The organism is Chitinimonas prasina, from assembly GCF_030160395.1.
Lineage (GTDB): Bacteria > Pseudomonadota > Gammaproteobacteria > Burkholderiales > Chitinimonadaceae > Chitinimonas > Chitinimonas prasina.
In genome coordinates, this window is record NZ_BSOG01000002.1 from 273,241 (window position 1) to 299,494 (window position 26,254).

Sequence of the window (26,254 nt, forward strand, 5' to 3'; positions counted from 1 at the left end):
GCTAGTGGCGCAACCGGCGATCCAATGCATGCGGTCGGTGTATCGCGCCGCCAAGCCGCCAATGTCGATGGCCGGGGCCGAGTCGACGTCCATCCGGATTTGAGTGGCACCACAATTTGGAGTCCAATCCCATCGAAGGAGATTGGACATAAGGCATGCATTATGCACTTCACCTGCAACCCCATCAGCGCTTAGATCCCGCAGGGTACAAATAGAAACGATGGGCGCAAATGTCCTTAGATAAGCACGCTATGGGCAATGCTCGTATAAAGCGGGATGCCGAGCAGGATGTTGAATGGGAAGGTTATGCCAAGCGACATGCCAAAATAGAGCGAGGGTCTCGCTTCGGGAATTGCTAGTCGCAATGCAGCAGGGACGGCTATGTAGGACGCGCTGGCTGCGAGAACCATGAGCAAGGCAGCATTTCCAGCTTGTACGCCCATTAACATGCAGACGAGAAGGGTGAATGCAGCATGTGCAATTGGCGCTAGTACGGCGTAGGCCAGTAGCCACGGCGAGCTGCCGCGTAGCTGTGTTAGCTGTCGGGCCGCGTTCAAACCCATGTCCAGCAAGAAGAATGCGAGCATCCCCTTGAAGAGATCCCCGGAGAATGGCTGCATGGCGGCCTTGCCGGCTTCGCCTGTCAATAGTCCGATCAGCATGGCGCCAAGCAGCAGCAATTGCGCGCCATCGGTTAGCGACTCACGAACCACTTTGCCTATGGACATACCCCCACTGGTGGCGGTTGAGAGAGCCCCTGCGCCATTCCCAGCAACGACCACTTCGGCCTTTTGACGTAGCTGGTTGGCCATCAGGACGGCCAAAACAATCGCCGGCGCCTCCATCAAGGCCATGGCTGCTGCCATGTGGCCGCCAAAGCTGTAACCGCGGCTCTCCAGATATTGTGTCGCGGTGATAAAGGTAACCGCACTGACTGAGCCATAGGTCGCGGCGAGTGCGGCAGCATCAAAACTGCCAACTACCCGGCGCAACAGCACATAGCCAAGTAATGGGACAAGTATGGCTAGGCTTACCGCGATGGCGAGCGTAGTCGCCACCTCGCCAGTCAGCCCTGAATGCGCCAAGGCAAAGCCTCCTTTAAGCCCGAGCGCCATGAGGAGATAGAGGGAGAGGAAACGGGAAATAGCCGGTGGAATTTCTAGATTGGACTTGAGTAGCCCGGCTGCGACGCCGAAGACAAAAAACAGAATGGCGGGATCTAGCAGGCTTTGCACGTAACCTATCCTCCGAAAAGTAGGTTGCATGGTAGAGTGAGTGCATTGATAATGTAAAATCAATATTTAATATGATTTGGATCGAGATTTATCTATGAGTGTCACGTTCCGGCAACTGCAGCTTTTTCTCGCCTTGGCTGAGCATGGCAGCATCAGTGGGGCGGCAAGGGCGTGTCATATCACTCAGCCAACTGTCTCCATGCAGCTGCGCGAGCTAGCAGAGAATGTGGGGTTGCCACTTCATGAGGTGATTGGTAAGCGGGTGTTCTTGACTGAGGCAGGGCGACTTCTGCAGCAGTCTGCGCAAGCCATGCAGAAGGAGTGGGAGGTGTTTGGTCAGCGTATCGATCAACTCCGCGGGCTGCAAAGGGGACGGCTGCGGGTTGCCGTGGTCAGCACCGCAAAGTACTTTGTTCCCAATCTGCTGGGTGTATTCTGCCGTCGGTATCCTGATGTCGATGTCAGCCTCTCCATTCTTAACCGGGATGGGGTCTTGCAGCGACTTCGTTCAAACGAGGACGATCTTTACGTCATGTCCAACCCGCCGCAGGATATGGATGTCACAACAGAAGTCTTCCTTTCCAACCCGCTGGTCTTGGTGGCGCACATCAATCATCCGCTCGCTTCGAGTCAGCAGATTCCACTTGCCACCCTGTTGAGTGAGCGGTTCATCCTGAGAGAGCAGGGTTCCGGTACTCGCCACGCGTGCGATCGGCACTTTGCTGCGCTGGGCCTGCAGCCGATTATTCGCATGGAGCTGGGAAGTAACGAGGCAATCAAGCATTCTGTTGCGGCCAACCTAGGGGTGTCAGTACTGTCTCGCCACACACTGCATAGCGACCCTACGGTCGATGGTCTCGCCGTATTAGATGTGGTGGGGTTCCCGGTTGAATCGAATTGGTACATTGTTCAGCCGCGCGGCAAGCTGTTACCACCTATTGCGGCTGAGTTTTTGCGAAATTTACGTGAGCATGTAGGCGCACTACCGCGTACCGGAATCATCTGACGGGCCATTATTATGATAAGCGGCGCGAGGTGCGGGTAGGTTGCGTCGGTGCAAGGACATGATCGGGATTAAGCCAAAATTTGGACATTTGCTTACAAGTTAACGATAAATGAGGGATTTTAAAGTGAATGCACCACCCACTTGTACCAGGTGCTCGGCCAGCAGGAAGTAGGCCGCCACGCCGCCCTCCCGGAGGGTAGGTTACTTTGCGGAAGAGGGTGGCATTCGATCCGTCATCATTTGCATCATGGATTCCATCATTTCCATATGCATTTCCCTCATCTTTTGACGATCCGCCATGCAGTGGGCATTGTCATTTCCTGCGGACATGCCAGACATCCCGCTCATCTGCTTCATCATGGCCATGCCGTCTTTCATCAGCCTAAGCTGCTCCGGCATCATGCGCTGATGTTCTTCTGTGGTTTTTGCTGCAGCCATTTTTTCGCGCATAGCCCTCATGGCACGCATTTGGGTTTCCATCATATCGACGGCGCCTGAAGGTGCAGGCGTTGAAGTGGGTGGCTTTGCTGACAGACTGCTGCTGGTGGCAGTAGGGTGGTGATTCGCGTGTTCATCTTCTGCGCGCGCTAGCGAAGTCAGAAACAAGGCGGATATGGCTGCGGCAATCAAAGTGTTTCGAGATCTGAACATGTTGTGCTCCCTGGCGAGCTATCATCCGTGGAAGGGGGTGGGCTTGCGCTACACCATGCGGCGGGGCGCTGGGCTACTGCTCACGCACGATCTATCTTCCTCTCCCGACTCAGTCCCTCTTTGATGTAAAGCAACTTTCCCCGGATTGCTGGATTACATTTCTGTAAGCTTTCTCATGGCGGTTAGCTGCATGACAGAATGATCTGGTCACAATTTCAAACATCGCAGGAGAGTCCATGAAAGCCCTCGCTCTGATGCTGAGCCTTACGATGTCGGGCCACGCCCTTGCCGACAACACCCCTTCCCAAACGCTGGAGGACTTCCTTGCAGCCATACCGAAGGAAGACCGCGCAACCGTGGTTCGTACGCTGGATGCGAAGGCACAGATTTACGAGTCGGGCTATGTTGAGCAATCTCGAGATGAGTATCTATCTCATCACTTCGCTGCAGATGCGGAGTTTGCCCGGGCTGCAACATCCAAGGTTTTACGACGGAACACAACCCAGTCTGGCGACACTGCAGTAATTTGGTCGGAAACCGTTACCGAAGGCAGCTTAAAAGGTAAGCCGATCAAGCACTTTGGAACTGAGACCGTAGTGCTAAAGCAGATAGACGGTGCTTGGCGCATCATCCATGTGCACTGGTCGTCTCGTAAGCCATCCTGATGGCTGAGTACGCTGGCGCTTGCCTTTGGCCCGCGCCAGCGCTGGCTTATCAGTTGCGGTTACGGTTGGTGTGAACACTGAAGGTCAGCATGTGGTCCTGGATGGTTCCATCCATGCCAACAAAGGCGGCGCTCACGGTCGAAGTACGGAATGTGCTGAACTTCCAGCCAAACTTCTGGCTCTGGCCCGCTGCAATTTGCACCGCGTGGAAATCCTTGCTCGCGCTGTCAGCGTTGTTGCGGTACAGGCTGGCAAACTCTTCAATAGCGGCCTTGTCTCCTACCACAAAGGCGATGGGCTGCTTGCTGCTGTTCTTCAGGTCGAACCCCAATACTTCATTCTCTTCGACCCCCGCGGCCTTGCCGTTCAGCTTGCCCGCACTGGTTAGCTCCAGCGCCAGCTTGCGCTCTGCATGATGGGCATCGGCCGGCTGGCCAAAGGTGACGTCCCCATTGGTACGTGCCTGCTCACTTCCTGCGTGGGAATGCTTGTAGCCATGATCACCGGCTTGAGCTACGGTAAAACCGAGCGTAGCGATCAGAGTGGTGAAAACGAGTCGCGATGCCATGATAATCTCCTAGAGTAGTGGCTTGTCACACAGCACGTGCGCTATGCCATGTGCTGTTGAAGCCATTCTGGTGGAGATCACCCGACAGAAGCCTGACGCAAGGGTTACAGTTCTGCAATCGTGTATTGGGGTCGACGACCTCCGGGCCTGCGTCATCTGGTAAGCACTTAACGCTTGTCGGCTTGCGCCAATCCCTCTTGATTCGGAGAACGAACGTTCTCTAGAATTGCATCATGAATCCCGACCTGACTGCAGATGAAGTACTGCGCAAACTCATGACGTTCCGCCGTTGGGAGTACGTGCCTTTTCACTACGGTCAGCAGTGGGTTTTGCATGACAGCCATGGCAGGCATATCGCCACGCATCTTCCGAAGCAATGCGGCCCTAAGTTGGCAGCGGCACAGACTATGTGGGCGCATCTTACCTACATGGCTTCTAAGCAAGATTTGACCGCTGAGCAGTACCAACTGCTCGCGCGTGCTGCTGTGCGGGATGTGTATTCACGGTATGGAAAGATTGGCATGCCGCCGACTAAACCCGCCTATTGGATCAAGGATGAGCTATGAGCCATGACATTCAGTACCCACAGTTTCTGTACCAGTTCAGGGCTACTAACAAGGTGACTGGCAGGCGCTACACCACTCGGTATCACCTGACGGATCAGGATGCGGCAGAGCGTTTGATCGACCCTGTGCGAATCGACACAACACGGCAGGTCGTTGAGGGTCCTGGCGGCTATACCAGTGATTTTCTTAGGGGCGTCTCCTGGCGCCATAGTGAGTAGGGGCTTGGGAGGACTGACGGCCACGCGCGTCTCTCGAAAGGGATGGGGAGGGGGTAAAGAGCCTGCGCAGCCAGAACAAATGCCGCCCATGAGCATGGTGTTCAAGTCCAAGGATCCGGCACTCCTAAGCAAGGTGAAGCGCTTGACCTTGTCACTATGGCAAGCTTCAGCATCTGGCTACGGTCGGTTTGACCGGTAGAAGTTAGGAGACGGACATGCAAGTATTTCAGGTGGAAGGCATGGATTGTGGCAGCTGTATGGCCAAGGTGATGCGTGCGGTGCAATCACTCGACCCAAAAGCCAAAGTGGATATCGAATTTACCAGTGGTCGGGTGGCGGTTGAAACCGATGAGTCGAGTGAGGCCATATGTGAGGTGATCGCTGAGTACGGGTACACGGTCACACCACGGGTCTAGTCAAGCGCCCACGTTGAAGATGGTTGTGATGGGCACGCGCGCTGGCGGTAAGCAGCGCCTGCTGCGTGTGCCCACATTCCAGGGGCGCTGGGCCGGCAGCCTTTGCTCGGTCTTTCTAGCTGGCGCTTGAAGTCATCAGATCAGGCCCAACGCCAAGGTGTCGGGACGGCTTCCAGGCCTTGGCCTCGCGGTCAATATGAAGGACTGCGGCTTGATTCACACAGGGGCAAAACGATTTTATGTGACACGTCACAAAACCTCATGAAAAGCCCAGCGAGCCAGGCTGTTGGATGAGGAGGCATTCACCATGCTGGATCTTACTTTACATAATAAACATTGCCTCAACGATCTGGACGGCGTGGTTCGTACCATGCGCGAGGGCGTTGTTTATTGTTGCTGCTGCGGCGTCGCCTGAACCAAAAGGGGACATAAGCATCCCCATGGCTGTCGCCGCCACCAGCACTTTCTTGTAGCTTCCAGTCTCCAGAATCTTCTCGAAAAACGCCTTCACCTCGGGGCGTTTGTCTCGCTCGGCCTCGATGATGGCCATGATTTCCATGACGTCCCGTCCTGTGATTTCACCCAGGCGCCAGATTGCGTAAAGGTCGGGCTCTCCTTTTCCGTTCCGCCAGTTTGTCAGTCGCTGCAGGTATGTACCCAGCTCTCCCGCTAGCTTTGTGTCCTCTGTGGTGCCTAGGCGGGTCTTTGCTTCGTCTAGCACATCATTGATTTTCATACGGGCTCCGCTCAACTTTTGTTGACTCAACAAAAGTTTGGTGGTTACTATCGCTCAACTTTTGTTGATCGGAAGATAACACAAATGCCCGCCGTAGACGCGCAGACGCCCCGCCAAGCCTCTAACACAAACGTGTTCGTCAAAATCACGCCCGCGATGCGTGATGCCGCTAACGCGCTTGCTGTCGCTCTCGATCTGACTGAAGAGCGCGCTCTTGCCGCCCTGGTCGAAGCGCTGGGCGAGGCTCACTGATGGCCCGTCAGTCCAAACCCCACGCCGCTTATAACCGCGCTGAGGCTGCTGAACGCGCCAGGATTAAGCGCGAAAGCGCCACGGCACTTTCAGTTCATCAGGTAGCTGCTCAGCTCGGCGCCCGCAAGGCTGTCATAGCCTTGGCCGCCGAACGTGCCCGGTTGGTCGATAGCCAACGTGAGGCTGTGACTGCGGCCGGGGGAGCGTCAGCGACCACGGCGCAGGCAAAGCCGGCGCCGGCTTCCCCCACTAGTAACACGGGGGGAAAGGGTCAGCAGGGTGGCAAAGCCCTGAATGTCCAGCTGGTTACGGATGGTCGTAAAACTAAGGTCGTTTCCGTTCGGGACAACAGTGCTAGTGGTCAATGCGCCATGATCGACACTCTTAGCGTGGTGTTCCATATAGACACTTTGCGTCGGATGGCTCCGCTCAACAGGGCCGTTGAGGGTGGCACTGATGAGGACACTGACGATCTGATCATCAGCTTTCACCAGACGTTCCAGGCCATTTTCGGGGTGGCGATAACGCGCAGGAATGCGTCGGGACGGAACTACTATCGCAACAGTTACGAAATTGGCGAGGGCCTTGGCCATGTCGGTATAGGCGGTAACCAAGACACGGTGCAGATACACCTGGACGGCAAGGGGTGCCTATTGGCTGATGAGGGCTGGGAACAGCGCCTCCATGACTGGCTTACGAAAACCGCTGTATCCCCACGTATCACGCGTATCGATTTGGCTCACGATGATTTCCAGGGGGATATCACCGTTGACCACATGTTTGTCGCTTATCAGCAGGGCATGTTTACCAATGGTGGCAGGCCACCAAAGGGCGAGCTTCGCGGTGACTGGATAGAGCCTGATGGCTCGGGTCGTACCTTGTATGTGGGTTCTCGAGAAAACGGTTTGCTTTACCGGGGATACGAAAAGGGCAGGGAACAGGGTGACCGCGAAAGCCCCTGGGTTCGTCATGAGCTGCAGCTTGGCAATAAGTGCCGGGTTATTCCGCTAAATGCCTTGGTGTTTCCGGGACAGTATTTTGCCGGGGCTTATGCTGCCCTTCACCAGTTTGCAGACGTACAGGTTCGTATCGAGACTGAACGCAAATCAGCTGAGGCCAGCCTTGCCCACGTCACTTCTACGGCAAAGAATCAGGTTGGCCGCGCCATAAACCTGCTGTTGGATATTTACCGCGACCCGGCAAAGGTCGTGGCTGAGTTGATACGTGAGGGCTATCCCAAGGCGTTCAAGCATCACCAGGGCGATCATTGGACACCCATGACGACAGACGCTGTTCCGTCTGAAATCATCGCGTATGAAAAGGCATTTAATGATCAGTGGCCCTCAGTGCAAACTGCTACAGGGTGGCATTCAATTCCTACCCATGCGCTGAGTAATGAAGAAAACTTCAACCACATTTATATAGATCGCCTGAAGCCGACTTAACAGAATTCATCCCTCCGGCTTATAGGCCGACCGGGCAAAGGGATTATTAGGCCGTTAGGAAAATACAATGCGTTTTACTACTAAAGCAACAGTTCGCGGCATGAAACGGGGCAAGGGCGATTATGAGGGCGTTGAATACGATTACACTCGTATTTATGTCGATCAGTCCCTCGATGGTACTAAGGGTGATGCTATCGGCTCCGCAACCGAGGCGTATCAGATTGGTTCGTCTGAGGCATACACGCAATTTTCTAAGCTCCCGTTCCCGCATGAGGCGGAGCTTGATATGGAATTGGTCACTAGCGGCAAGGTTTCGAAAACGGTTTGCGTTGGCTATCGCCCCCTGGTGAGTTCCGCCTCCCAGCCGGCCAAGTCGCCAGCGCAAACGCGTGAGCAATGACATTTAAGCAATGCTGGGTAGTGCAGTCGATTCGGCGTGGTCTTTTCCTAAAACCGGGGCGGGAACCCGGTGATGTGGATACCACTGAATTGATTGCACAGGCGGGTTGGTTTGATAGTGAGAGAGCGGCGCTTGATACCGCAGTCGATCATTTAGACCCGCATGATTTTTTGTTGTTTTCGTTTTGGGTGCCGTCTAACGACATTCGCTTAGAACGCATGTATGAATAGTAGGCGTTTTAAACACTGCCGGTTAGTGATAGCTGGCAGTATTAAACCGCTTTAAAAAAACGAGCTGATATGATAGAGAAACGATTAACTGATGATATGGTGATTGAATTGACATTCAGCCAGAAAACTGTTGAATCCGTCATTATTAAGAGTTGCCCTCACTGTCATGGTCTCGGCGAGGATACCCACGGTGAAACCTGTGTGCATTGCTGCGGTCGTGGTGACATTACGGTTGTGCCGTGTCCCCGTTGTGGCGGCGCTGGTTGCGATGACTGCGATTACAGTGGTGAGGCGTCCTAATGGCGCTATGCGCTGAACTTCAGCCGGGTATGACGGGCAACGTACCAGTAAAAGGCGGCGGCCAGCCTGCATACGTACTGATACCTAACCAGTTAAGTCCGGAACAATGTACAGGTTATCTATTGCTTGATAGGTCTGATATGTCTGCGCTTTCTTCTTGGGCAAAGTGGGGCAATCTGACTTGGCAGGACGGTTCTTTAATTGCGTTAGCCATTGGGGGCGTGTGGCTTACCGCATGGGGTATTAAACGCCTTACAACCATGTTTGACTTTGAATAAAGGAACACAAATGAAATACTTCAACCAAGCTCGTCGTTACGCTCCTGCTATTGCCGCCGCTGCAGTGGCTACTGTTTCTTTTGCTGCCGATGGCGATCTCGATGTTTCGTCGTTGGTCACTAAGGTGGCCGCAGTATCCGGTTCGGTTATTTTGATCGGACTTGCCATTCTCGGCGTGGTTGCCACTATTGCCGGTATCGGCTGGATTCGCCGCGTGGTGAAGTAAGCGGCAAACGTGTCGAAACAAAGCGCCCCTTGATTGGGGCGTTTTTTCATCAGGGGCGTATATGGAAGGTTTTTTGGCATTGATAACCATATTAGGTGCTTTATGGATAATGATAAGTTAGTTCGATACTGTCTATTGCTGATCGCCATATGTGCATTCGGCGTGGTCAGTGCTGCGTCTGTCCCCGATTATGAGAATTTTTCTTATAAAGCACCAGATGTGGCTATATGCGATAAGTTTCCGGGAAAGATTGTTAGCTCTGCTTCTTCCTGTACAAATTCTGAAATGGGCAGCACGACTAATTGTCGTGTAACGCATAGCATGAATTCGAAATTTGAAGTCTGCGATCTGATTCCACCCGGCTACACGAATCCATCTGGAACGACTGGCGCGTCGTTTGCATGTGATGCACCGTGGGTTGGTGCCACGTATGAAGAGAAAGTGTTCTTTGGGAATAAGTATTGGTGCCGCAAGCCCGGCGCACTCAAGTGTGAAGCGCCATTGGTCTTGAAGGATGGTAAATGTGTAGACAAGTGTGCAGATAAGACCGGTGTTGCGGCATCAGGTTGGTTTGACTGGGGGCCGGACCCTAAGAAAGGGCCGTCTGCTGTCGGTTGTTATGAGGGCTGTAAAGTCGGTTATACCGGTGGCGGCATTAGCGGTACTGCCCTAGTGGCCGGTAAGGCTCACTATTTCAGCCAGGGTGAGTACATGTATTACCGCAGCAGCTGCACCGGGGCTGATACGGTGAAGAAGCCGGGTACCAGCAAGCCCAATGACACCTGTGGCGAGGGGCAGGATAGCGCCAGCATGAACGGGACCACGCGCTGTTATGACCGTGCGACTGGCAAGTATGTAGACCCTACAACGGGTTTGCCTACGGATAGTCCGCCTACTGACAGCGTGAAGGATTCGACTACTGAAACCCTGCCTGACGGGTCGACTAAGACCACCGTACGCGAGTGCACGGCTAAGGGGTGCAGCACTACGGTGACGGTCACAAAACCCGATGGCAGTAGCAATAGCACCACTACTCATACAGGTGGCGGTGCTGATGGCTCTGCGGGTGGTGGAAATGGGAATGGTGATGGGGATGAGGGCGGTGAAGATGGCGAGCCAACTGAACCGACTAAGCCGAAGCCATTTTGTGAGGAGAACCCCGGCTCCCCAATTTGCAAGGAATCCAAATATTCCGGCTCCTGCGGTTCTGAGCCATCTTGCGAGGGTGATGCTATCCAGTGTGCCATAGCGCGCAATCAATTCCAGCTCGGTTGCAGCTTGGCCAATACCGATCACCCTATGCATGCGGCAGGTCAGCGGGCCATCGATGGCACTGATGAGGGTATGGATGCCCTTCCAGGCCGGGGCCGTGGCGAAGAGGAAGCCATCAAGTTTGACCCCGGAGCCGCTGTTGACCCTACTAGTGGTGGTAGCTGTCCCGCCCCTCGCGTTGTGGAGTTCGAGTTCGAAGGTTCTCGCACGTTGTCGTTCAGCTACGAACCGGCATGCAAGACCGCTGAGTTCATCCGCCCCCTGATTCTGCTTATTGCCGGCATTGCGGCCGTTTACATCATCTTCGGGAAGCCAGCCTAATGTTCATGTTCGCAGGGCCATTGTTGGCCACACTCTCTCGCTTTTTGATTGGCGGCTTGGTCGTTGGAGGCATACAGGCCATTGTCGGGCGCATCCTTATCGCCCTGGGCGTCTCCTTCGTCACCTATACCGGCGTATCGATAGCGTTCGATTCCGCCAAAAGCTATGTCTATCAGCAGTTGTCCGGCCTGCCTGCTGAGATGTTGGCCTTGGCAGGCTTGGCAGGCCTTGGCAAGGCCATCGGCATTATTTTCGCAGCCTTTGCTGCACGGCTGGCCCTGAATGGCGTCAACAAGGCTGGCAACCTCATTCAAGCTCGATTAACGAAAGGCTAACCATGTTGAGTCTTTGGACGGGTTTGCCGGGCAACGGCAAAACGCTATTTCTGATTGATCACCTGCGCGAACGTGCCGCTAAAGAACAGCGCCACGTCTATGTGCACGGCATTGCGTTGACTGATAAGGGGCGCCAAGAGCTCGGCTGGACGGAATTCACTGAGCCGGAAAAGTGGTGGGAATTTCCGCCTGGGGCCATCGTGGTTATGGATGAGGCTCAGTTCGTTTTCCCGCGCCGCAATAGTGGCTCCAAGGTGCCCGAGCATGTCAACAAGATGGCCACCCATCGCCACCTTGGCATAGACGTCTATATCGTCACGCAAAAGCCGACCATGATTGACGTGTTCATACGTGATCTGGTTGAAGACCATTACCACGTCAAGCGGTTGTTTGGCTCGCGTAGCGCCAGGGTGTCTAAGTTTAGCGGCGCATCGATGCTGGCTCGCGCTGATTTCAAGGATGCGATCAAGTCCGATCGGCGTTTTCCTCGCGATGTGTACCCGCTCTATGTTTCTTCGCAGCTTCATACGCATAAGCTGCAGCTGCCCTGGAAGAAGTTCGCGCCCATCATCTTGGGTGCAGTGGCTACTATTGGCGCCATCACGTATTTGGCGTTTAACTTTTGGGATGATATGGCGGGTTCGCCTGCCATTCCTAAGGGTGCAGCCCCTTCAGGGATTCATTCGACCAGTGCGCGACCGCCTGGGCCGCTGACCCGCGAAGAGTGGCTGGAAGGACGTGTAGCCCGCCTGGAAGGCCTTCCGCATACTGCACCGGTCTTTGATGCCGTGATGGCTGTGCAAAGTGCGCCTAAGCCTGTTGCATGTGTTCAAATGGGCCCCAAGTGCAATTGCTATAGCCAGCAGGGGACGCGCATCTTTGAAGTGCCTCATTTGTTCTGCTTACAGGCTGTTCAAAACGGCTGGTTCGATGAGACAGTACCTGACTCCCGTACTGGCGAGTTGCCAGGGCAGGGCAGGGGACACCAAGTCAGCGCTCCGCCATCTTCTACTCCGCAGGGTGCGACGTCTGGTCAGGTCTTGGCATCGTTGCCGCCTCAGTTAGCACCGAATTTGTCTGTAGGTTCTAACTAAGAAAAACCCGCCTTCAGGCGGGTTTATTCTTTCGTCATTGGTATCGAGATACTGCAGCGACTACCAGGTGAGCGCATTGTCATAAATCACCTCTCCTGGAGCGCTTGGCCAGCTGCACCAGGTCGCGCCGGCGACACCCTATTTATGCATTTGTCACGCCTGGCGTTCTTAGCCGGCGACTCAAATGTCATGCCGTGGCTTTCAGCGTTTTGGCATGCCACCGCACCGGCCCGCAGGCGCCCTCCAGGCGCCGTTTTGATGCCCCGCCCCGGCGGAGCCCTGGCTGAGCTGCCAAGCCGTTGCTCGCGTGGCTTGCTGTCACAGCTTGACCCAGCCCGGCCCGCGCTTACAGACAGCACGCTGTTTGATTGCGATACACTGCGAGAAACTAGATTTCATGGGGGAGGGTTCATGGTTCCATCAGTTAACCCGGCAACAAAGAGCCGTCATCGTTTGCTTATTGCACTGGTTGTTGCTGAGACTGTGCTTTTTTACTTTGGCTACACACGTTTTGTAACCGGTAGATGGCCAATATTTTCTAGCGACACTGTTGCGCGGCCGGCTATGTCTCTTCCTTCTCCTGAGCCAGTCATTGCACCGCCTGCAATTAGCAAGACAGTTACTCTTCCGGTGGTCGCTACAGATATCGTTATTTCTGGTTGTGCAGAGAGCGCTACAAACTGCAAGTGCTTTGATACAGCTGGTCGGGCTGTGCGGATGTCGGAAACTGTATGCAGGGAGTTTCTCCAAGGGGGGCCGTCCAGCCCGGATGCTTTCTTTGTTCCCGGGCCACCTTGATGTTTCGCTTCAGTCAAACATTTTCCGTAGAAGTAGGCTGTGCCGGGTCTCTAAGTGGCACTGTCGCTTGTAGAAGTCCCGCTCTTTGGTCAGCCGCGCAATCAAGTCAGATTGCCGGCTGGCTAGGTTGTCCAGCCGCCTAAATTCCGGCAAGCGGTCTATGTCTGACCAGTGCAGGCCACCGGCTTTTTCCAGATTTGGCCCGGTAAACCGCTCGCCGCCTATGATCGTCCAGCCCGCGAATAGCCCGCATGTCTCGGGCAGCTCGCATCGCAGCTTGAGCGCTAGCAGCTCGTACAGCATGCGCGGCATTTCCTCTTTACCAGACAGCCAGGCCGCCATCTGGTTGCGACTGACGCCATAGTGTTTCGCCAGCTTATTGGCGGTGGGCTTGGCTTCCTGCGCTACATGACAAACTGCTGCCTGATTGACGCCGTGGCAGAACGGCAATGGTGCTCGCTGCATTTCATCCCTGGAACGAAAAGCCCGGCTAGGCCGGGCTGTTGGTGACAGGGAGAGGGGGGATTGCCCATTATGCATACGATGGCGACGGCGCTGCCAGTAGGCCAAGAATCGTGGCGCGTATACGGCGCAGCTTCCTGCGAATCCTACTTGACATAATAAACATTATGCGAAGTATTGTGCCGGATCATTGGTAGGGCAAACAAAAACCTTTAGGCAGGAGTATGCTTTGCCCATGGTGCAAGCTGCACGTGCCGCAGACGAACTACTTGCCATCCTGGCGGAACATCCCATTCCGCCTGCGCGTTAAGATACTACGCACTCGTGCTCGCTATTACGGCATCACCCCCGGCAACCTCAACCCGATTACGACCCTGATGCTTGGCTCGATAGGTTCGCCCCCGGCCATGAGCGGCAGGCAAAGATAGGCGCCCGGAGCCTCGTGCTGCAGATGCTGGCAGACCGGCGCTTTGTCGCTGTCGGCTACCTCGTGTATCTGGCCGCGGCGTATGGCCCAGCATTGCTGCGGTTCAAACAACTGGGTATTGCTAGCCGGCGACAGCCAGCTGACCATGCGTTCCAGCAGGTCCCGTGAGGGGTGGTAGGCGTAAATGGCGCCGGCATGGGCTGGAAATAACTGGTGAGCATACTTGCCGACCACGCCGGAAAAAACTCCTCGCTGTCGACGCACACCTGCAGTGCGCTCGACATACGGGACAGGATGGCCATCTGGTAGTTGTGCTCTTCCAGATTGTCCGCTGTCAGTTGAGCGCGCTCGCTCAGGCACGGAATATCTGCCATAACAAGGTGGCAAACAACGCGCCGTCCAGGCTGGTGATCAGGAGGACCGCCAGGCTCACCAGTCGCTCGCGGCTGTGCTGCTCCGCTGCGATGCTTGCCTGCCGCACGCTAAGTGTGGCGCTCGCCTCGGCGACGGTGACGCGGATGCGGTCCATATTAAGCTTGCCCTGGGAGATATCGTGAAACTCTGGGCTGTCGCCACTGCTTTTGTGTTGTCGGCTCGCTATCATGCGCGACTGATACTCGCGCAAAGCCTTGACCAGGTTGCGCAGTTCGCGCATTCGCGGTGCCAGCGTCGCGTCGTCGGCGAACTGCCGGTCTAGCTGTGCTTGCAGTTCGCTGGAACGCTCCGTTCCCTGGTAGTAAGGCTGCAGGTATTCCTCGCGGCCGGTCAGCAGATAACCGCGCGTGCCGGTCTCGGCGTCCTTGAGGCCCGACAGCATGAATTGCATGTCTTCCATCTGGCCGACGATCTGTTCGCGCTGGCTGGCTGCGGCGTTGACTCAGTTGGCGGACAGCGTCGGCACCAGTGCAGTGAGGGCTAGCAGCAGCAAGGCCAGTACGAAACCGGCCTGTAGCAGTCGATAATGGGTGCTTGATTCCATGGCGATCGATATCCCTAGCGTACACCGAAGATCTAGCCAGACCTGGTTGAAGCGGGCTGTAGCGGGCGGTTGCGCTTGCTCGGCGACAAACGGGAGTGCAGCGCCCTCTCCTGCCCTTCTGCATACAGGATAGCAGCACCGGGCTTATCCACATCTGCTGTGGATAAACCTGGCCAAAACCGCGAAAAACCTCGTCGCATCAATACCCGAATCGGGTTGCGCAAAATTTGCGCACTTGCCGGCGGCGCCTGTTTTGCCGCTTATTTCTTCAGGGCAGCAAAGGCCGCTGCCATGGCAGTGTTGCTGCTCAGCTGGGGCTTGGCTTGGCGATCTGGCCTTGGGGTTGCCGGGTTAGCGCTGCGTGTGGGGCTGCCGCCTTCGATGGGGTCGTCCAGGCGCATGGTCAGGGCGATGCGCTGGCGTTTGACGTCTACCTCCACCACTTTCACCTTCACCACATCGCCGGCCTTGACCACGTCACGCGGGTCTTTGACAAATTTGCTGGCCAGTGCCGATACATGCACTAAGCCGTCCTGGTGCACGCCGATATCGATAAAGGCGCCAAAGGCCGCCACGTTGCTGACCACGCCTTCGAGCACCATGCCAGGCAACAGATCCTTGATGTCTTCCACGCCATCCTGAAAGGTTGCGGTCTTGAATTCGGGGCGCGGGTCGCGGCCGGGTTTGTCCAGTTCGCTGAGGATGTCGCGCACGGTGGGCAAGCCGAAGCGCTCGTCGGTGAACTCGGCTGCGTTCAATTGCTTGAGTAGGCCGCTGTCACCCAGCAGCGATTTCACCTCACGCCGGGTTTTGACGATGATTTTTTCTACCACCGGGTAGGCTTCTGGGTGGACCGCGCTGGCATCCAGCGGGTTGCTGCCATTCATGATGCGCAAGAAGCCGGCAGCCAGTTCGAATGTCTTTTCGCCCAACCGAGGCACCGCCTTGAGTGCCATGCGGTCGCTGAACGCGCCGTGGGCATCGCGATGAGCCACGATATTGCTGGCCAGGGTGGCGCTAAGGCCGGAGACGCGCGCCAGCAAGGCGCTGGAGGCCGTGTTGACGTCCACGCCCACCGCGTTCACGCAGTCTTCCACCACCGCATCCAACGTACGTGCCAGTTCGCCCTGGTTGACATCATGCTGGTACTGCCCTACCCCAATGGCCTTGGGATCGATCTTGACCAGCTCAGCCAGCGGATCTTGCAGGCGACGGGCAATGGAGACCGCGCCGCGCAGGCTGACATCCAGGTCGGGGAACTCGCGGGCGGCCAATTCTGAGGCGGAATATACCGAGGCGCCGGCTTCGGATACCACTATCTTCTGCAGCTTGCGCTCTGGTAGTTGCTTGATCAGGTCGGCGGCCAGCTTGTCGGTTTCGCGGCTGGCGGTGCCGTTGCCGATGGCTATCAATTCCACGCCATGCTGTGTCACCAGGCGATTCAGGCGGTTCAGGCTGCCATCCCAGTCGTTACGTGGCACATGGGGGTAGATGGTATCGGTGGCGACCACCTTGCCGGTCTTGTCGGTCACTGCCACCTTGACCCCGGTACGCAAGCCAGGGTCCAGGCCCAGTGTGGCGCGTGGCCCGGCGGGGGCGGCCAGCAGCAGGTCCTTGAGATTGCTGGCGAATATCTTGATGGCTTCGGCTTCGGCGCTTTCGCGTATCCGATTGGTCAGTTCCACTTCGAGCGTCAGGAATATCTTGGCACGCCAGGCCAGGCGCACGGTATCCATCAGCCAGCGGTCGGCGGGGCGGCTGGCATCTCGGATATTGAAGCGTGCGGCAATGCGGGTTTCGCCCGCACCTGGCTTGCCGGCCGGCAGCTCGGCATCTTCGGGCAGCGCCAGCGTAAAGTTCAGCATGCCTTCGTTGCGGCCTCGCAATACCGCCAGCACCCGGTGCGACGGCGCACGGTGCAGGGGCTCGCGGTGGTCGAAGTAGTCGGCGTACTTGGCGCCGGCTTCGCGCTTGCTCTCGTCTGCCAGGCTGGCAACCAGTTCGGCGCGTTGCCACAGCAGCTCACGTAGCTCGTGCAGCAGTGCGGCATCCTCGGCAAACTGCTCAATCAGGATATGGCGAGCACCATCGAGGGCGGCCTTGGTGTCGGCCACGCCCTTTTCCTCGCTAACAAAGCTTGCTGCCTCGGCTTCCGGCTGGCGGCCGGGCTCAGCCAGCAGCAGCTCGGCCAAGGGCGCCAACCCTGCCTCACGGGCGATCTGCGCGCGGGTACGGCGCTTGGGTTTGTACGGTAGGTAGAGGTCTTCTAGCCGCTGCTTGTTGTCTGCCGCCAGCAAGGCAGTTTGCAGCTCGTCCGTCAGCTTGCCCTGCTCCTGTACCGAGGCGATCACGGCGGTGCGCCTATCTTCCAGTTCGCGCAAATAGCGCAACCGCTCATCCAGGTGGCGCAACTGGGTATCGTCCAGCCCGCCGGTGGCTTCCTTACGATAGCGGGCAATAAACGGCACGGTGGCGCCTTCGTCCAGCAGCGCCATGGTGGCGGCAACCTGGGCTGGGCGGCAGTTGAGTTCCTGGGCAATACGGTGTTCGATGGAAGGCAGCATGGCGTCTAGGCAGGGATACAGGAAAGACACAGCCCGGCTGTTTCCAGCCGGGCCGCAAGGTTTTGATGCGTAAGGAATTACTTGTCCAGCAGGATCCGCAAGGTACGGCGCAGCGGCTCGGCAGCGCCCCATAGCAGTTGGTCGCCACAGACAAAGGCACTGACATAGTCGGGGCCCATATTGAGCTTGCGCACCCGGCCAACCGCGATATCGAGCTTGCCGGTCACGGCTGTCGGCGTGAGTTCCCGAACCGTGGTGGCGCGGTCATTTGGCACAAACCTGACCCACTGGTTGCTGCCCTTGATCAGGCTTTCGATCTCGGCCAGCGGCAGATCGCGATTCAGCTTCAGCGTCAGTGCCAGGCTATGGCAGCGCATGGCGCCTATACGGACGCACAGGCCATCAACTGGTATGGGCGAGCTGGTGCCCAATATCTTGTTGACCTCGGCCAGGCCCTTCCATTCTTCCTTGGACTGACCGTTGTCCAGCTGCTTGTCTATCCAGGGGATCAGGCTGCCGGCCAGTGGTGCGCCAAAGTGTTCGGTCGGGAAGGCATCGCTGCGCATGGTTTCGGCCACGCGCTGGTCTATCTCCAGAATGGCAGACGAGGGGTCATCCAGCAGGTGGGCGACAGAGGCATTGACCTTGCCCATCTGGTTGAGCAGTTCGCGCATGTTCTGCGCGCCTGCGCCCGATGCAGCCTGGTAGGTCATGGACGACACCCAATCCACCAGGCCGGCCTTGAACAGACCGCCCAAGCCCATCAGCAGGATGGAATTGGTGCAGTTGCCGCCGATGAAATCGCGGCCGCCCTGGGCGATGGATGCCTTGATCTGATCGAGATTGACCGGATCAAGCACGATCACGGCGTCATCTTCCATCCGCAGCGTGCTGGCCGCGTCTATCCAGAAACCATGCCAACCTGCAGCGCGCAGCTGGGGATGCAGCTCGGTGGTGTAATCGCCACCCTGGCAGGTAATGATGACGTCCATGGCTTTCAACTCGGCCACAGACTTGGCGTCCTTCAAGGGCGCCGCGCCACGCCCTACGTCCGGCCCTGCCCCACCGACATTGGAGGTGGTGAAGAACACGGGATCGATCAGGGCGAAATCGCCCTCCTCGCGCATGCGCTGCATAAGCACGGAGCCAACCATACCGCGCCAACCAACCAAACCGACTTTCAACATGATGGTATTCCTATGATCCAGATTGTTTGTGATGCCTCATCGCCTGGATCGGCAATACTTGGCGGCAGCGACACAACCCTGCGGGTTGTTCTGCATTGCACCGCCAAAGCCTCAGAGCTGAGGAATCAGGAGTTTACCGCAAGCGCAGCCATGTTTGTGGGCTGGTGCAGTGCAGTGGATTCTCCTGACCTTACTGCCATAGCGGAATCCACTATCCGCTTATAGTTCTTATCGCTTCTGCTTATGCCAGCGCAGCCACCACCGCGTCGCCCATGCCCGAGCAGCTCACCTTTTGCGTGCCGGCTTCATAGATGTCCGCCGTACGGTAACCCTGGCGCAGCACGGTCTGCACGGCAGTCTCGATACGCTTGGCGATGTCTTCACGCGCAAAGGTATAACGCATCATCATGGCCAGGCTCAGGATGGTGGCGAGCGGGTTGGCGACATTCTTGCCGGCGATATCAGGGGCCGAGCCATGGCAAGGCTCATACAGGCCCTTGTTGTTGGCATCCAGCGAGGCGCTGGGCAACATGCCGATAGAACCGGTCAGCATGGAGGCTTCGTCACTGAGGATATCGCCAAAGATATTGCCAGTGACGATCACGTCAAACTGCTTGGGGTTGCGCACCAGCTGCATGGCAGCGTTGTCGACATACATATGGCTGAGTTCGACATCCGGATATTGCTTGGCCACGTCGATGACGATTTCCTTCCAGAATTCGGTGCATTCCAGCACGTTGGCCTTATCCACCGAGCAGAGTTTCTTGTTGCGTTTCTGGGCAATCTCGAACGCCACCTTGGCGATGCGGCGTATCTCCGATTCGCTGTAGCGCATGGTATTGAAACCTTCGCGCTCGCCCGCATCGTTCACATGGATGCCGCGTGGCTGGCCAAAGTAGATATCCCCGGTCAGCTCGCGCACGATCATGATATCCAGCCCTGCGACCACTTCCGGCTTGAGGGTGGATGCGCCTGCCAGTTCTGGGTACAGCATGGCGGGGCGCAGGTTGCCAAACAGGCCCAGATCCTTGCGGATGGCCAGCAAGCCACGCTCCGGGCGCTTATCGCGCGGCAGGGTGTCGTACTGTGGGCCGCCCACGGCACCCAGCAGAATCGCATCGGCAGTACGGACGACATCACGCGTCGCTTCCGGGTAGGGCTCACCATACTGGTCGTAGGCGGCACCCCCCAGCGGTACTGTCACTGTCTCCACAGCCAGGCCGTCGGCCTTGAGTTTTTCCAGCACACGTACTGCCTGCGCAACGATTTCGGGGCCGATGCCGTCACCGGGGAGTATGGCGATTTTCATGGGTTCAACTTTCGTAGCAGATGGATGGTCCAGGCCGTGATTCAAGCGCTGGCAAAGCTCGGTTTTTCAGTTAGGGGGGGCAACGACGGCCGATTGCGTGCATCGGTTTGCCGAGCGCCCGCTATCGCTCATGGCTGTTGTGCTACCAGTGCGCCATCTTGCGTCAGGTAACCCTGCGCAACGCGGTAGCAATCTTCAATATGGTTATTCCCCAGGCGGGCGACCACCCGGTAGCTGATGGTGGCTGCCACTGCCTGGCCTGCCAGGGGTACAAAGCGCACCAGCGTCTTGCCCAGCAATTTGGTGCCCACCTTGGCCAGCAGCAGCTTGGCCAATTGTTTGGTCACCAGCTTGCCTATCAGCTCACTGCCCAGGCGGCCGGCGGCCAGCATCACATACTTGCGGGTTGCAGGGTCCAACTGCCCTATCTGGGTGTGCGACAGGCCAAAACGCGCGCTGATATTCTCCAGTAGCTCGGAGAACACCATGACGTCCGCCACCATATCCATGCCTGGCACGGGAATGACGGCCGCACCGGCAGAGAGTCGCGCCCGGCTACGAACCAGTGCGTGGCAATCCGCCCGTATCTGGTCCAGCTGTGTCTGATTGACTGGCAGCATCGTTATCCTCCTGTACTACGGCTTGGGCTCGCTGGTCAGGCGATCTACCAGCAATTTTTCGCAACACTTGAATCCTATCCAGCAAGCCAGTGCCAGATAGGAAAGCGCTATCAACTCCAGCAACTGCTGCAATGCGCCATCGCCTACCACTTGCCAGCCGTGTTCCCAGAACAACTCCAGGTTGGCACGCAGCAGGATGACCAGATTGAGCGAACTGGCGCCGAAGCCCAGAAAGCATAGCCCCATCAGCACAAAGGTCAGCCCGCCATGCCGCTGCAACCGACCCAGTAAACCAGCTCGCAAGCGACCAAAGGCTGAACCCAGGGGCATACCCAGTCTCAGGAGAACAGCCAGGGCTGCTGTACGCGGCGTTGGGCTTCAAATGCCTTGATCTTGTCGGCGTGATTCAGGGTCAGGCCGATTTCATCCAGGCCATTCAGCAGGCAATGCTTGCGGTGGGCGGTAACATCGAAGCCGAAGGATGCGCCCGATGGCGTGGTCACGGTTTGGGCAGCCAGATCGACAGTGAGGCGGTAGCCTTCGCTGGCAGCCGTCTCTTGGAACAACTGATCCACCACCTCGGTCGGCAGCACGATGGGTAGCAGGCCATTCTTGTAGCAGTTGTTGAAGAAGATATCGGCAAACGAAGGGGCGATCACAACCCGAAAGCCGTGGTCGTCCAGCGCCCAGGGGGCATGTTCGCGCGAGCTGCCGCAACCGAAGTTCTCTCGGGCCAGCAGCACCTGCGCACCCTGATAGCGCGGATGGTTGAGCACGAAATCCGGGTTCACTGCCCGCTTGCTGTTGTCCATGCCCGGTTCGCCATGGTCCAGGTAGCGCCATTCATCAAACAGGTTAGGGCCAAAGCCCGAGCGCTTGATGGATTTGAGGAACTGCTTGGGAATGATGGCGTCGGTGTCGACATTGGCCCTGTCCAGCGGGCAGACCAGGCCTTGCAGTGTGGTAAAAGCTTGCATGTTCTCTCTCGGTGACGAAGGCCCTTGCGGGCCAGGCAGCGGCCTTAGTTGGCAGCCCTCTCGATGGCTTCGCCACCCTTCTTGATATCTTTACCCAACCCCTGCATGGTATTGCAGGCTGTCAGTTGCATCGCAGCGATCAGGGCCAGGGCAAGGAAAGCAAATCGTTTCATGGTCTGTTCTCCGGGTTTGCTATGGTGTTTCGTCCGCTACGATCAGGCAAAAGTTCTGACGTCGACAAAATGACCCGCAATGGCCGCAGCGGCCGCCATTTCGGGGCTGACCAGATGCGTGCGCCCACCCTGCCCCTGCCTGCCCTCGAAATTACGGTTGGAGGTCGAAGCGCAGCGCTCACCAGGCTCCAGCCTGTCGGCATTCATGGCCAGGCACATCGAGCAACCGGGTTCACGCCATTCAAAGCCCGCCTCGACAAAGACTTTATCCAAGCCCTCGGCCTCGGCCTGCGCCTTGACCAGACCCGAGCCCGGCACGACCAGCACGGCTTTCACATTGGCCGCCTTCTTGTGGCCGCGCGCAACCGCCGCGGCGGCTCGCAAGTCCTCGATCCGGCTATTGGTGCAGGAGCCGATGAACACCTTGTCGACCGGGATCTCGCTGATGGGCGTATTGGCCTGCAAGCCCATATAAGCCAGCGCACGCTCCATGCCGCTCTTGCGGGTGGGATCAGTCTCATTGGCGGGGTCGGGTACACGGTCTGCCACCGTCACCACCATCTCGGGCGATGTACCCCAGGTAACTTGCGGTGCAATGCTGCCCGCATCCAGTTCGACCACAGCATCGAAACTGGCGCCCTCGTCCGACACCAGCGTACGCCAGTGCGCTACAGCCTGATCCCACACCTCACCCTTGGGCGAGAACGGACGGCCCTGTAGATAGTCGATGGTGATCTGGTCCACGGCCACCATGCCAGCCCTGGCACCGGCCTCAATGGCCATATTGCAGAGCGTCATGCGGCCTTCCATGCTGAGGGCGCGGATGGCCGCACCGCCGAATTCGATGGCGTAGCCTGTGCCGCCGGCCGTGCCGATACGGCCTATCACCGCCAGGGCAATATCCTTGGCGGTGACGCCACGGCCCAACTGGCCGTCCACGCGCACCAGCATGGCCTTGGATTTCTTGGCGGTCAGCGTCTGAGTTGCCATGACATGCTCGACCTCGGATGTGCCGATGCCGTGCGCCAGGCAGGCGAATGCGCCATGGGTGGAAGTGTGCGAGTCGCCGCAAACCACGGTCATGCCCGGTAGCGTGGCACCATTCTCCGGCCCCACCACATGGACGATGCCCTGGCGTTGATCCTTGAATGGAAAATAAGCCAGCGCGCCGACCTCCCGGATGTTGGCGTCCAGCGTCTCAACCTGCTGGCGCGAGATGGGATCCTTGATGCCCTCGTCCCAGTGATCGGTCGGTGTATTGTGATCCGCTGTGGCGACGATGGACGAGATACGCCATGGTTTGCGGCCAGCCAGCTTGAGGCCTTCAAATGCCTGGGGGCTGGTGACTTCGTGGACCAGATGGCGATCAATGTAGAGCAGCACGGTGCCGTCGGCTTCCTCGTGCACTACATGGCTATGCCACAGCTTGTCGTATAGGGTTTGCGCCATAGTCTTTACAACCGGGTTGCGTCGGGGGATGTCGAACTTATCACGCAGCAGCGCGCACCGGCAACCGGGTGCGGGGAATATGCAAATGACGAAGCAGGCCGGTCATCCAGGCGTCAAACCTATCAGGTGGAGCAAAAGCTCCATTTGATGCGGTATTGGCGAGGCTTGGGTGTCAGGGTTTGCCGCTCAGCTGAGGCCACGCCATGCGCAGGTAGTAACCCATGGACCACAGTGTCAGCAAGGCGGCAATCACCAGGCAGACTGTGCCCAGCTGCTGGGTAGGGATGCCGGGTATGAAGTTCTCGTGCAGCAGCAACACGGTGATGGCCACCATCTGCGCCGCCGTTTTGAATTTGCCGACCAAAGAAACCGCAACGCTCTTGCTGGAGCCCAGCTGGGCCATCCACTCCCGTAATGCCGAGATGGTGATTTCCCGGCCGATAATGATGGCGGCCAGCCAGGCCTCGGCACGATCCAGCTGCACCAGCAGTATCAGTGCGGCCGCCACCATCAGCTTGTCGGCCACCGGATCGAGAAAGGCGCCGAAAGCGGACAGCTGGTTCCATTTGCGCGCCAGATAGCCATCAAACCAGTCGGTAATGCCGGCAAGCATGAACAAGGCGGCCCCGCAAAGGTTCTTGGCTAGGGGAGAAAGCCAGGCGTCGGGTAGGTAATACACGCCGAGTATGAGCGGGATCATCAGTATCCGCGCCCAGGTGAGCAGATTAGGGAGATTGAGGGGCATGAAGCCAGCTAAGCCGATGGAAGTAGTGGTTGTAATGTCAGTGTAGTGCTTGGTAGATTTTTTCAGCGAGTGCGCGATTGATGCCTTCAACCTGGCACAGCTCGTCCACACTGGCGGCCTTGACGCCCTGCAGCCCGCCGAAGCGCGTCAGCAGCTTCTGGCGGCGCTTGGCGCCTATGCCGTCTATCTCCTCCAGGCTGGATGATACCCTTGCCTTGCCTCTGCGGGCACGATGACCTGTAATGGCGAAGCGGTGTGCCTCGTCACGTATGGTCTGTATCAGGTGCAAGGCGGCGGAATCACGGGGCAGATGCAGCACTTGACCAGTCGATGGGATGACCAGCTGCTCCAGGCCAGGCTTGCGCGTTTCGCCTTTGGCTACGCCCACCAGCAAGGCGTCCTGCAGCCCCACCTCCTCGATCACTTCCACTGCGACCGATATCTGCCCCTTGCCACCGTCTATCAATATCACATCGGGCGCCACCCCTTCGCCAGCAGCAATCTTCTCATACCGGCGGGTCAGCACCTGGCGCATGGCGGCGTAATCATCACCGGGCGTAATGCCGTTGATGTTGTAGTGCCGGTACTCCTTGGGTTGCATGCCCAGCTTGTCGTACACCACGCAGGATGCCACCGTGGCCTCACCCATGGTGTGGCTGATATCAAAGCATTCGATACGTTGTGCGCTGTCAGGCAGGCTCAGTGCCTCCTGCAAGGCCTGTATGCGCCCCAGCTGAGTGGATTCCAGCGACAGGCGCTGGTTGATGGCCAGTCTGGCATTCTTCAATGCCATCTCCAGCCACACCCGGCGCTCCGCGATGGGATTGGTCACCAGCGCGATCTTGCGGCCGGCCTGGGCGGCAAGCAGCTCGGCCAGTGTCCCGAACTCATCCGTGCCGTTACAGACGATGACGGGTGGGATGCTGCGGTCCAGATAGTGCTGCGCCAGAAACGCTTCCAGCGCGCTTTGCACCTCATAGTCCTCGCCGTGGCTGGGGAATAGTGACTTGTCGCCGACATGGCGTCCGCCACGCACCATGACCAGGTTCACGCAGACCATGCCCTCCTCGGCCGCGCACGCCACGATATCCACATCTGTCTCGCTGGCATTGCTGGAGACGAACTGCTTTTCCTGCACTTTGGCCAAGCTCTGTATCTGGTCGCGGTAGGCGGCGGCAGACTCAAACTGCCAGGCCGCTGCGGCATCGCGCATCTTCTCGTCCAGGGCATTGAGCAGATCATGGGTCTTGCCCTGCAGAAACTGCGCCGCATGGCTAAGGTCGCGCTTGTAGTCCTCGGCGGATATCTCGCCAGTACAGGGGCCGCTGCAGCGCTTGATCTGGAACAACAGGCAGGGTCGGGCACGGTGCTCGAACACGCTGTCTTCGCAGGTGCGCAGCTTGAATACCTTCTGCAGCAGCTGGATGCTTTCGCGCACCGCGTAACCGCTGGGGAATGGCCCAAAATACTGATTCTGCTTATCCAGTGCACCACGGTAGTAGGCCAGGCGCGGGTAGGCATGCCCGGTCAACACCAGATAGGGGTAGCTCTTGTCGTCGCGAAACAGAATGTTGTAGCGCGGCGCCAGCGCCTTGATCAGATTGTTTTCCAGTATCAGTGCCTCCCCTTCCGAGCGAACCACCGTGGTCTGTATATCAGCCACCTGGGTCAGCATCAGCTTGATGCGGGGAGATTGATCGTTTTTCTGGAAATAGCTCGATACCCGTCGCTTGAGGTCTATGGCCTTGCCGACATAGAGCACATCGCCCTTGGCCGACAGAAAGCGATACACGCCCGGCAGGCCTGGCAGCGCGGAAAGAATGGGCTTGGGGTCGAATGCCGACATGGCCGCCGTATTAACGCGGGGTGCGCTTATTGCGGGCTGGCGGGAACAGGCGCCGATGCCGGCACTGCTGCCGCCGGCGCAGGTGCTGCAGGTGCCAGCGTACTAGCCTGGGGCGCCGCCTCCGGGTCATCCTCTGGTGGCGCTGCTGGTTCGGCAGGCGGGGTAACCGGTGGCTGCACTGGCGTGGTAGCTATGGGCAGCGGCTTGCTGTCCAGTATCTGGAAGAACACTTCGTCTTGCCGCACCATGCCCAGCTCATTGCGCGCACGCTCCTCTATGGCGTCCGTGCCTGTCTTCAGGTCACGCACTTCCGCATTCATGGCATCGTTGCGCGACTGCAGCTTGGTGTTCTGTTGCTTCTGCTCGGCCAGCTGGGTTTCTATCTGCCAGACCTTCAGCCATGAGCCCTTCCCTATCCAGAGTGGCCACTGGAGCAGGACAATACAGGCAGCAAGGATCACGGCAAGAATACGCATGGGCGCGATTGTAAGGTGGGATAGGCCG

Annotated in this window: 30 protein-coding genes; 12 read left to right on the plus strand and 18 right to left on the minus strand. The window is 57.7% G+C overall.

Annotated elements, in window-relative coordinates; genetic code table 11:
* Positions 1–236 precede the first annotated feature (236 nt).
* Positions 237–1,235 (minus strand): sodium-dependent bicarbonate transport family permease, encoded by a 999-nt coding sequence (locus QQK16_RS08450; protein WP_284196010.1) that lies wholly within the window; start codon positions 1,233–1,235, stop codon positions 237–239.
* 94 nt (positions 1,236–1,329) lie between these two features.
* On the opposite strand from QQK16_RS08450, the gene QQK16_RS08455 reads away from it, so the two are divergent.
* Positions 1,330–2,241, plus strand: coding sequence for a LysR family transcriptional regulator (locus QQK16_RS08455; RefSeq protein WP_284196011.1), 912 nt, complete (start codon positions 1,330–1,332; stop codon positions 2,239–2,241).
* 201 nt (positions 2,242–2,442) lie between these two features.
* On the opposite strand, the gene QQK16_RS08460 is transcribed toward QQK16_RS08455, so the two are convergent.
* The gene (locus QQK16_RS08460) at positions 2,443–2,892 is read right to left on the minus strand and encodes a hypothetical protein (protein WP_284196012.1); all 450 of its coding nucleotides are present in this window, start codon (positions 2,890–2,892) and stop codon (positions 2,443–2,445) included.
* Between the two features lie 236 nt (positions 2,893–3,128).
* Between QQK16_RS08460 and QQK16_RS08465 the strand changes: the two genes are divergently transcribed.
* Positions 3,129–3,557, plus strand: coding sequence for a YybH family protein (locus tag QQK16_RS08465; protein ID WP_284196013.1), 429 nt, complete (start codon positions 3,129–3,131; stop codon positions 3,555–3,557).
* 49 nt (positions 3,558–3,606) lie between these two features.
* Here the strand turns inward: QQK16_RS08465 and QQK16_RS08470 are convergent, their stop codons facing one another.
* Entirely contained in the window at positions 3,607–4,125 is a 519-nt protein-coding gene (locus QQK16_RS08470) for a hypothetical protein (protein WP_284196014.1), read from the minus strand.
* A gap of 233 nt (positions 4,126–4,358) precedes the next feature.
* Here QQK16_RS08470 and QQK16_RS08475 point away from each other — a divergent pair, with 233 nt between their 5' ends.
* On the plus strand, positions 4,359–4,691 hold the full coding sequence (locus tag QQK16_RS08475; RefSeq protein WP_284196015.1) for a hypothetical protein: 333 nt from the start codon (positions 4,359–4,361) through the stop codon (positions 4,689–4,691).
* 433 nt (positions 4,692–5,124) lie between these two features.
* On the plus strand, positions 5,125–5,325 hold the full coding sequence (locus tag QQK16_RS08480; protein ID WP_284196016.1) for a heavy-metal-associated domain-containing protein: 201 nt from the start codon (positions 5,125–5,127) through the stop codon (positions 5,323–5,325).
* A 322-nt stretch (positions 5,326–5,647) separates the two neighbouring features.
* Here the strand turns inward: QQK16_RS08480 and QQK16_RS08485 are convergent, their stop codons facing one another.
* Positions 5,648–6,061: a hypothetical protein gene (locus QQK16_RS08485; protein WP_284196017.1), complete on the minus strand. Its 414-nt coding sequence runs from the start codon at positions 6,059–6,061 to the stop codon at positions 5,648–5,650.
* Between the two features lie 84 nt (positions 6,062–6,145).
* On the opposite strand from QQK16_RS08485, the gene QQK16_RS08490 reads away from it, so the two are divergent.
* From QQK16_RS08490 to QQK16_RS08525, 8 genes are all read left to right on the plus strand, one after another.
* Complete coding sequence (locus tag QQK16_RS08490) at positions 6,146–6,313, plus strand: hypothetical protein (protein ID WP_284196018.1); 168 nt, start codon at positions 6,146–6,148, stop codon at positions 6,311–6,313.
* Positions 6,313–7,758, plus strand: coding sequence for a replication initiation factor domain-containing protein (locus QQK16_RS08495; RefSeq protein WP_284196019.1), 1,446 nt, complete (start codon positions 6,313–6,315; stop codon positions 7,756–7,758). Before QQK16_RS08490 ends, QQK16_RS08495 begins: the two co-directional genes overlap by 1 nt.
* A gap of 67 nt (positions 7,759–7,825) precedes the next feature.
* Positions 7,826–8,158 carry a hypothetical protein gene (locus QQK16_RS08500; protein ID WP_284196020.1) on the plus strand — a complete coding sequence of 111 codons (333 nt, stop codon included), beginning with the start codon at positions 7,826–7,828 and terminating at the stop codon, positions 8,156–8,158.
* Between the two features lie 74 nt (positions 8,159–8,232).
* Positions 8,233–8,388 carry a hypothetical protein gene (locus QQK16_RS08505; protein WP_284196021.1) on the plus strand — a complete coding sequence of 52 codons (156 nt, stop codon included), beginning with the start codon at positions 8,233–8,235 and terminating at the stop codon, positions 8,386–8,388.
* Between the two features lie 588 nt (positions 8,389–8,976).
* Positions 8,977–9,192, plus strand: coding sequence for a major capsid protein (locus QQK16_RS08510; RefSeq protein ID WP_284196022.1), 216 nt, complete (start codon positions 8,977–8,979; stop codon positions 9,190–9,192).
* Positions 9,193–9,294: 102 nt separating this feature from the next.
* Positions 9,295–10,785 carry a virulence factor TspB C-terminal domain-related protein gene (locus QQK16_RS08515; protein WP_284196023.1) on the plus strand — a complete coding sequence of 497 codons (1,491 nt, stop codon included), beginning with the start codon at positions 9,295–9,297 and terminating at the stop codon, positions 10,783–10,785.
* Entirely contained in the window at positions 10,785–11,120 is a 336-nt protein-coding gene (locus QQK16_RS08520; RefSeq protein ID WP_284196024.1) for a DUF2523 family protein, read from the plus strand. Before QQK16_RS08515 ends, QQK16_RS08520 begins: the two co-directional genes overlap by 1 nt.
* Positions 11,121–11,122: 2 nt before the next feature.
* Positions 11,123–12,214, plus strand: coding sequence for a zonular occludens toxin domain-containing protein (locus tag QQK16_RS08525; protein ID WP_284196025.1), 1,092 nt, complete (start codon positions 11,123–11,125; stop codon positions 12,212–12,214).
* A gap of 807 nt (positions 12,215–13,021) precedes the next feature.
* Here the strand turns inward: QQK16_RS08525 and QQK16_RS08530 are convergent.
* From QQK16_RS08530 to ftsB, 14 genes are all read right to left on the minus strand, one after another.
* Positions 13,022–13,477: a hypothetical protein gene (locus QQK16_RS08530; RefSeq protein WP_284196026.1), complete on the minus strand. Its 456-nt coding sequence runs from the start codon at positions 13,475–13,477 to the stop codon at positions 13,022–13,024.
* Between the two features lie 331 nt (positions 13,478–13,808).
* A complete protein-coding gene (locus QQK16_RS08535; RefSeq protein WP_284196027.1) occupies positions 13,809–14,135 on the minus strand; it encodes a GAF domain-containing protein in 327 nt (108 codons plus the stop codon).
* Positions 14,136–14,253: 118 nt separating this feature from the next.
* Positions 14,254–14,727, minus strand: coding sequence for a CHASE3 domain-containing protein (locus tag QQK16_RS08540; RefSeq protein ID WP_284196028.1), 474 nt, complete (start codon positions 14,725–14,727; stop codon positions 14,254–14,256).
* A 413-nt stretch (positions 14,728–15,140) separates the two neighbouring features.
* Entirely contained in the window at positions 15,141–17,444 is a 2,304-nt protein-coding gene (locus QQK16_RS08545; RefSeq protein ID WP_284196029.1) for a Tex family protein, read from the minus strand.
* A 77-nt stretch (positions 17,445–17,521) separates the two neighbouring features.
* A complete protein-coding gene (gene asd / locus QQK16_RS08550; protein ID WP_284196030.1) occupies positions 17,522–18,631 on the minus strand; it encodes an aspartate-semialdehyde dehydrogenase in 1,110 nt (369 codons plus the stop codon).
* Positions 18,632–18,872: 241 nt separating this feature from the next.
* On the minus strand, positions 18,873–19,940 hold the full coding sequence (leuB, locus tag QQK16_RS08555) for a 3-isopropylmalate dehydrogenase (RefSeq protein ID WP_284196031.1): 1,068 nt from the start codon (positions 19,938–19,940) through the stop codon (positions 18,873–18,875).
* A 128-nt stretch (positions 19,941–20,068) separates the two neighbouring features.
* Positions 20,069–20,560 (minus strand): hypothetical protein, encoded by a 492-nt coding sequence (locus tag QQK16_RS08560; protein WP_284196032.1) that lies wholly within the window; start codon positions 20,558–20,560, stop codon positions 20,069–20,071.
* Between the two features lie 15 nt (positions 20,561–20,575).
* Positions 20,576–20,890: a hypothetical protein gene (locus tag QQK16_RS08565; RefSeq protein ID WP_284196033.1), complete on the minus strand. Its 315-nt coding sequence runs from the start codon at positions 20,888–20,890 to the stop codon at positions 20,576–20,578.
* Between the two features lie 8 nt (positions 20,891–20,898).
* Entirely contained in the window at positions 20,899–21,537 is a 639-nt protein-coding gene (gene leuD / locus QQK16_RS08570) for a 3-isopropylmalate dehydratase small subunit (RefSeq protein ID WP_284196034.1), read from the minus strand.
* A 44-nt stretch (positions 21,538–21,581) separates the two neighbouring features.
* Positions 21,582–21,710, minus strand: a complete 129-nt coding sequence (locus tag QQK16_RS08575) for an entericidin A/B family lipoprotein (protein ID WP_284196035.1) — start codon at positions 21,708–21,710, stop codon at positions 21,582–21,584.
* Between the two features lie 42 nt (positions 21,711–21,752).
* The gene (gene leuC / locus QQK16_RS08580) at positions 21,753–23,159 is read right to left on the minus strand and encodes a 3-isopropylmalate dehydratase large subunit (RefSeq protein ID WP_284196036.1); all 1,407 of its coding nucleotides are present in this window, start codon (positions 23,157–23,159) and stop codon (positions 21,753–21,755) included.
* Positions 23,160–23,331: 172 nt separating this feature from the next.
* Entirely contained in the window at positions 23,332–23,904 is a 573-nt protein-coding gene (gene pgsA / locus QQK16_RS08585) for a CDP-diacylglycerol--glycerol-3-phosphate 3-phosphatidyltransferase (RefSeq protein ID WP_284196037.1), read from the minus strand.
* A 37-nt stretch (positions 23,905–23,941) separates the two neighbouring features.
* Positions 23,942–25,750 (minus strand): excinuclease ABC subunit UvrC, encoded by a 1,809-nt coding sequence (gene uvrC, locus QQK16_RS08590; RefSeq protein ID WP_284196038.1) that lies wholly within the window; start codon positions 25,748–25,750, stop codon positions 23,942–23,944.
* A gap of 26 nt (positions 25,751–25,776) precedes the next feature.
* A complete protein-coding gene (gene ftsB / locus QQK16_RS08595; protein ID WP_284196039.1) occupies positions 25,777–26,226 on the minus strand; it encodes a cell division protein FtsB in 450 nt (149 codons plus the stop codon).
* Between the last annotated feature and the right edge of the window lie 28 nt (positions 26,227–26,254).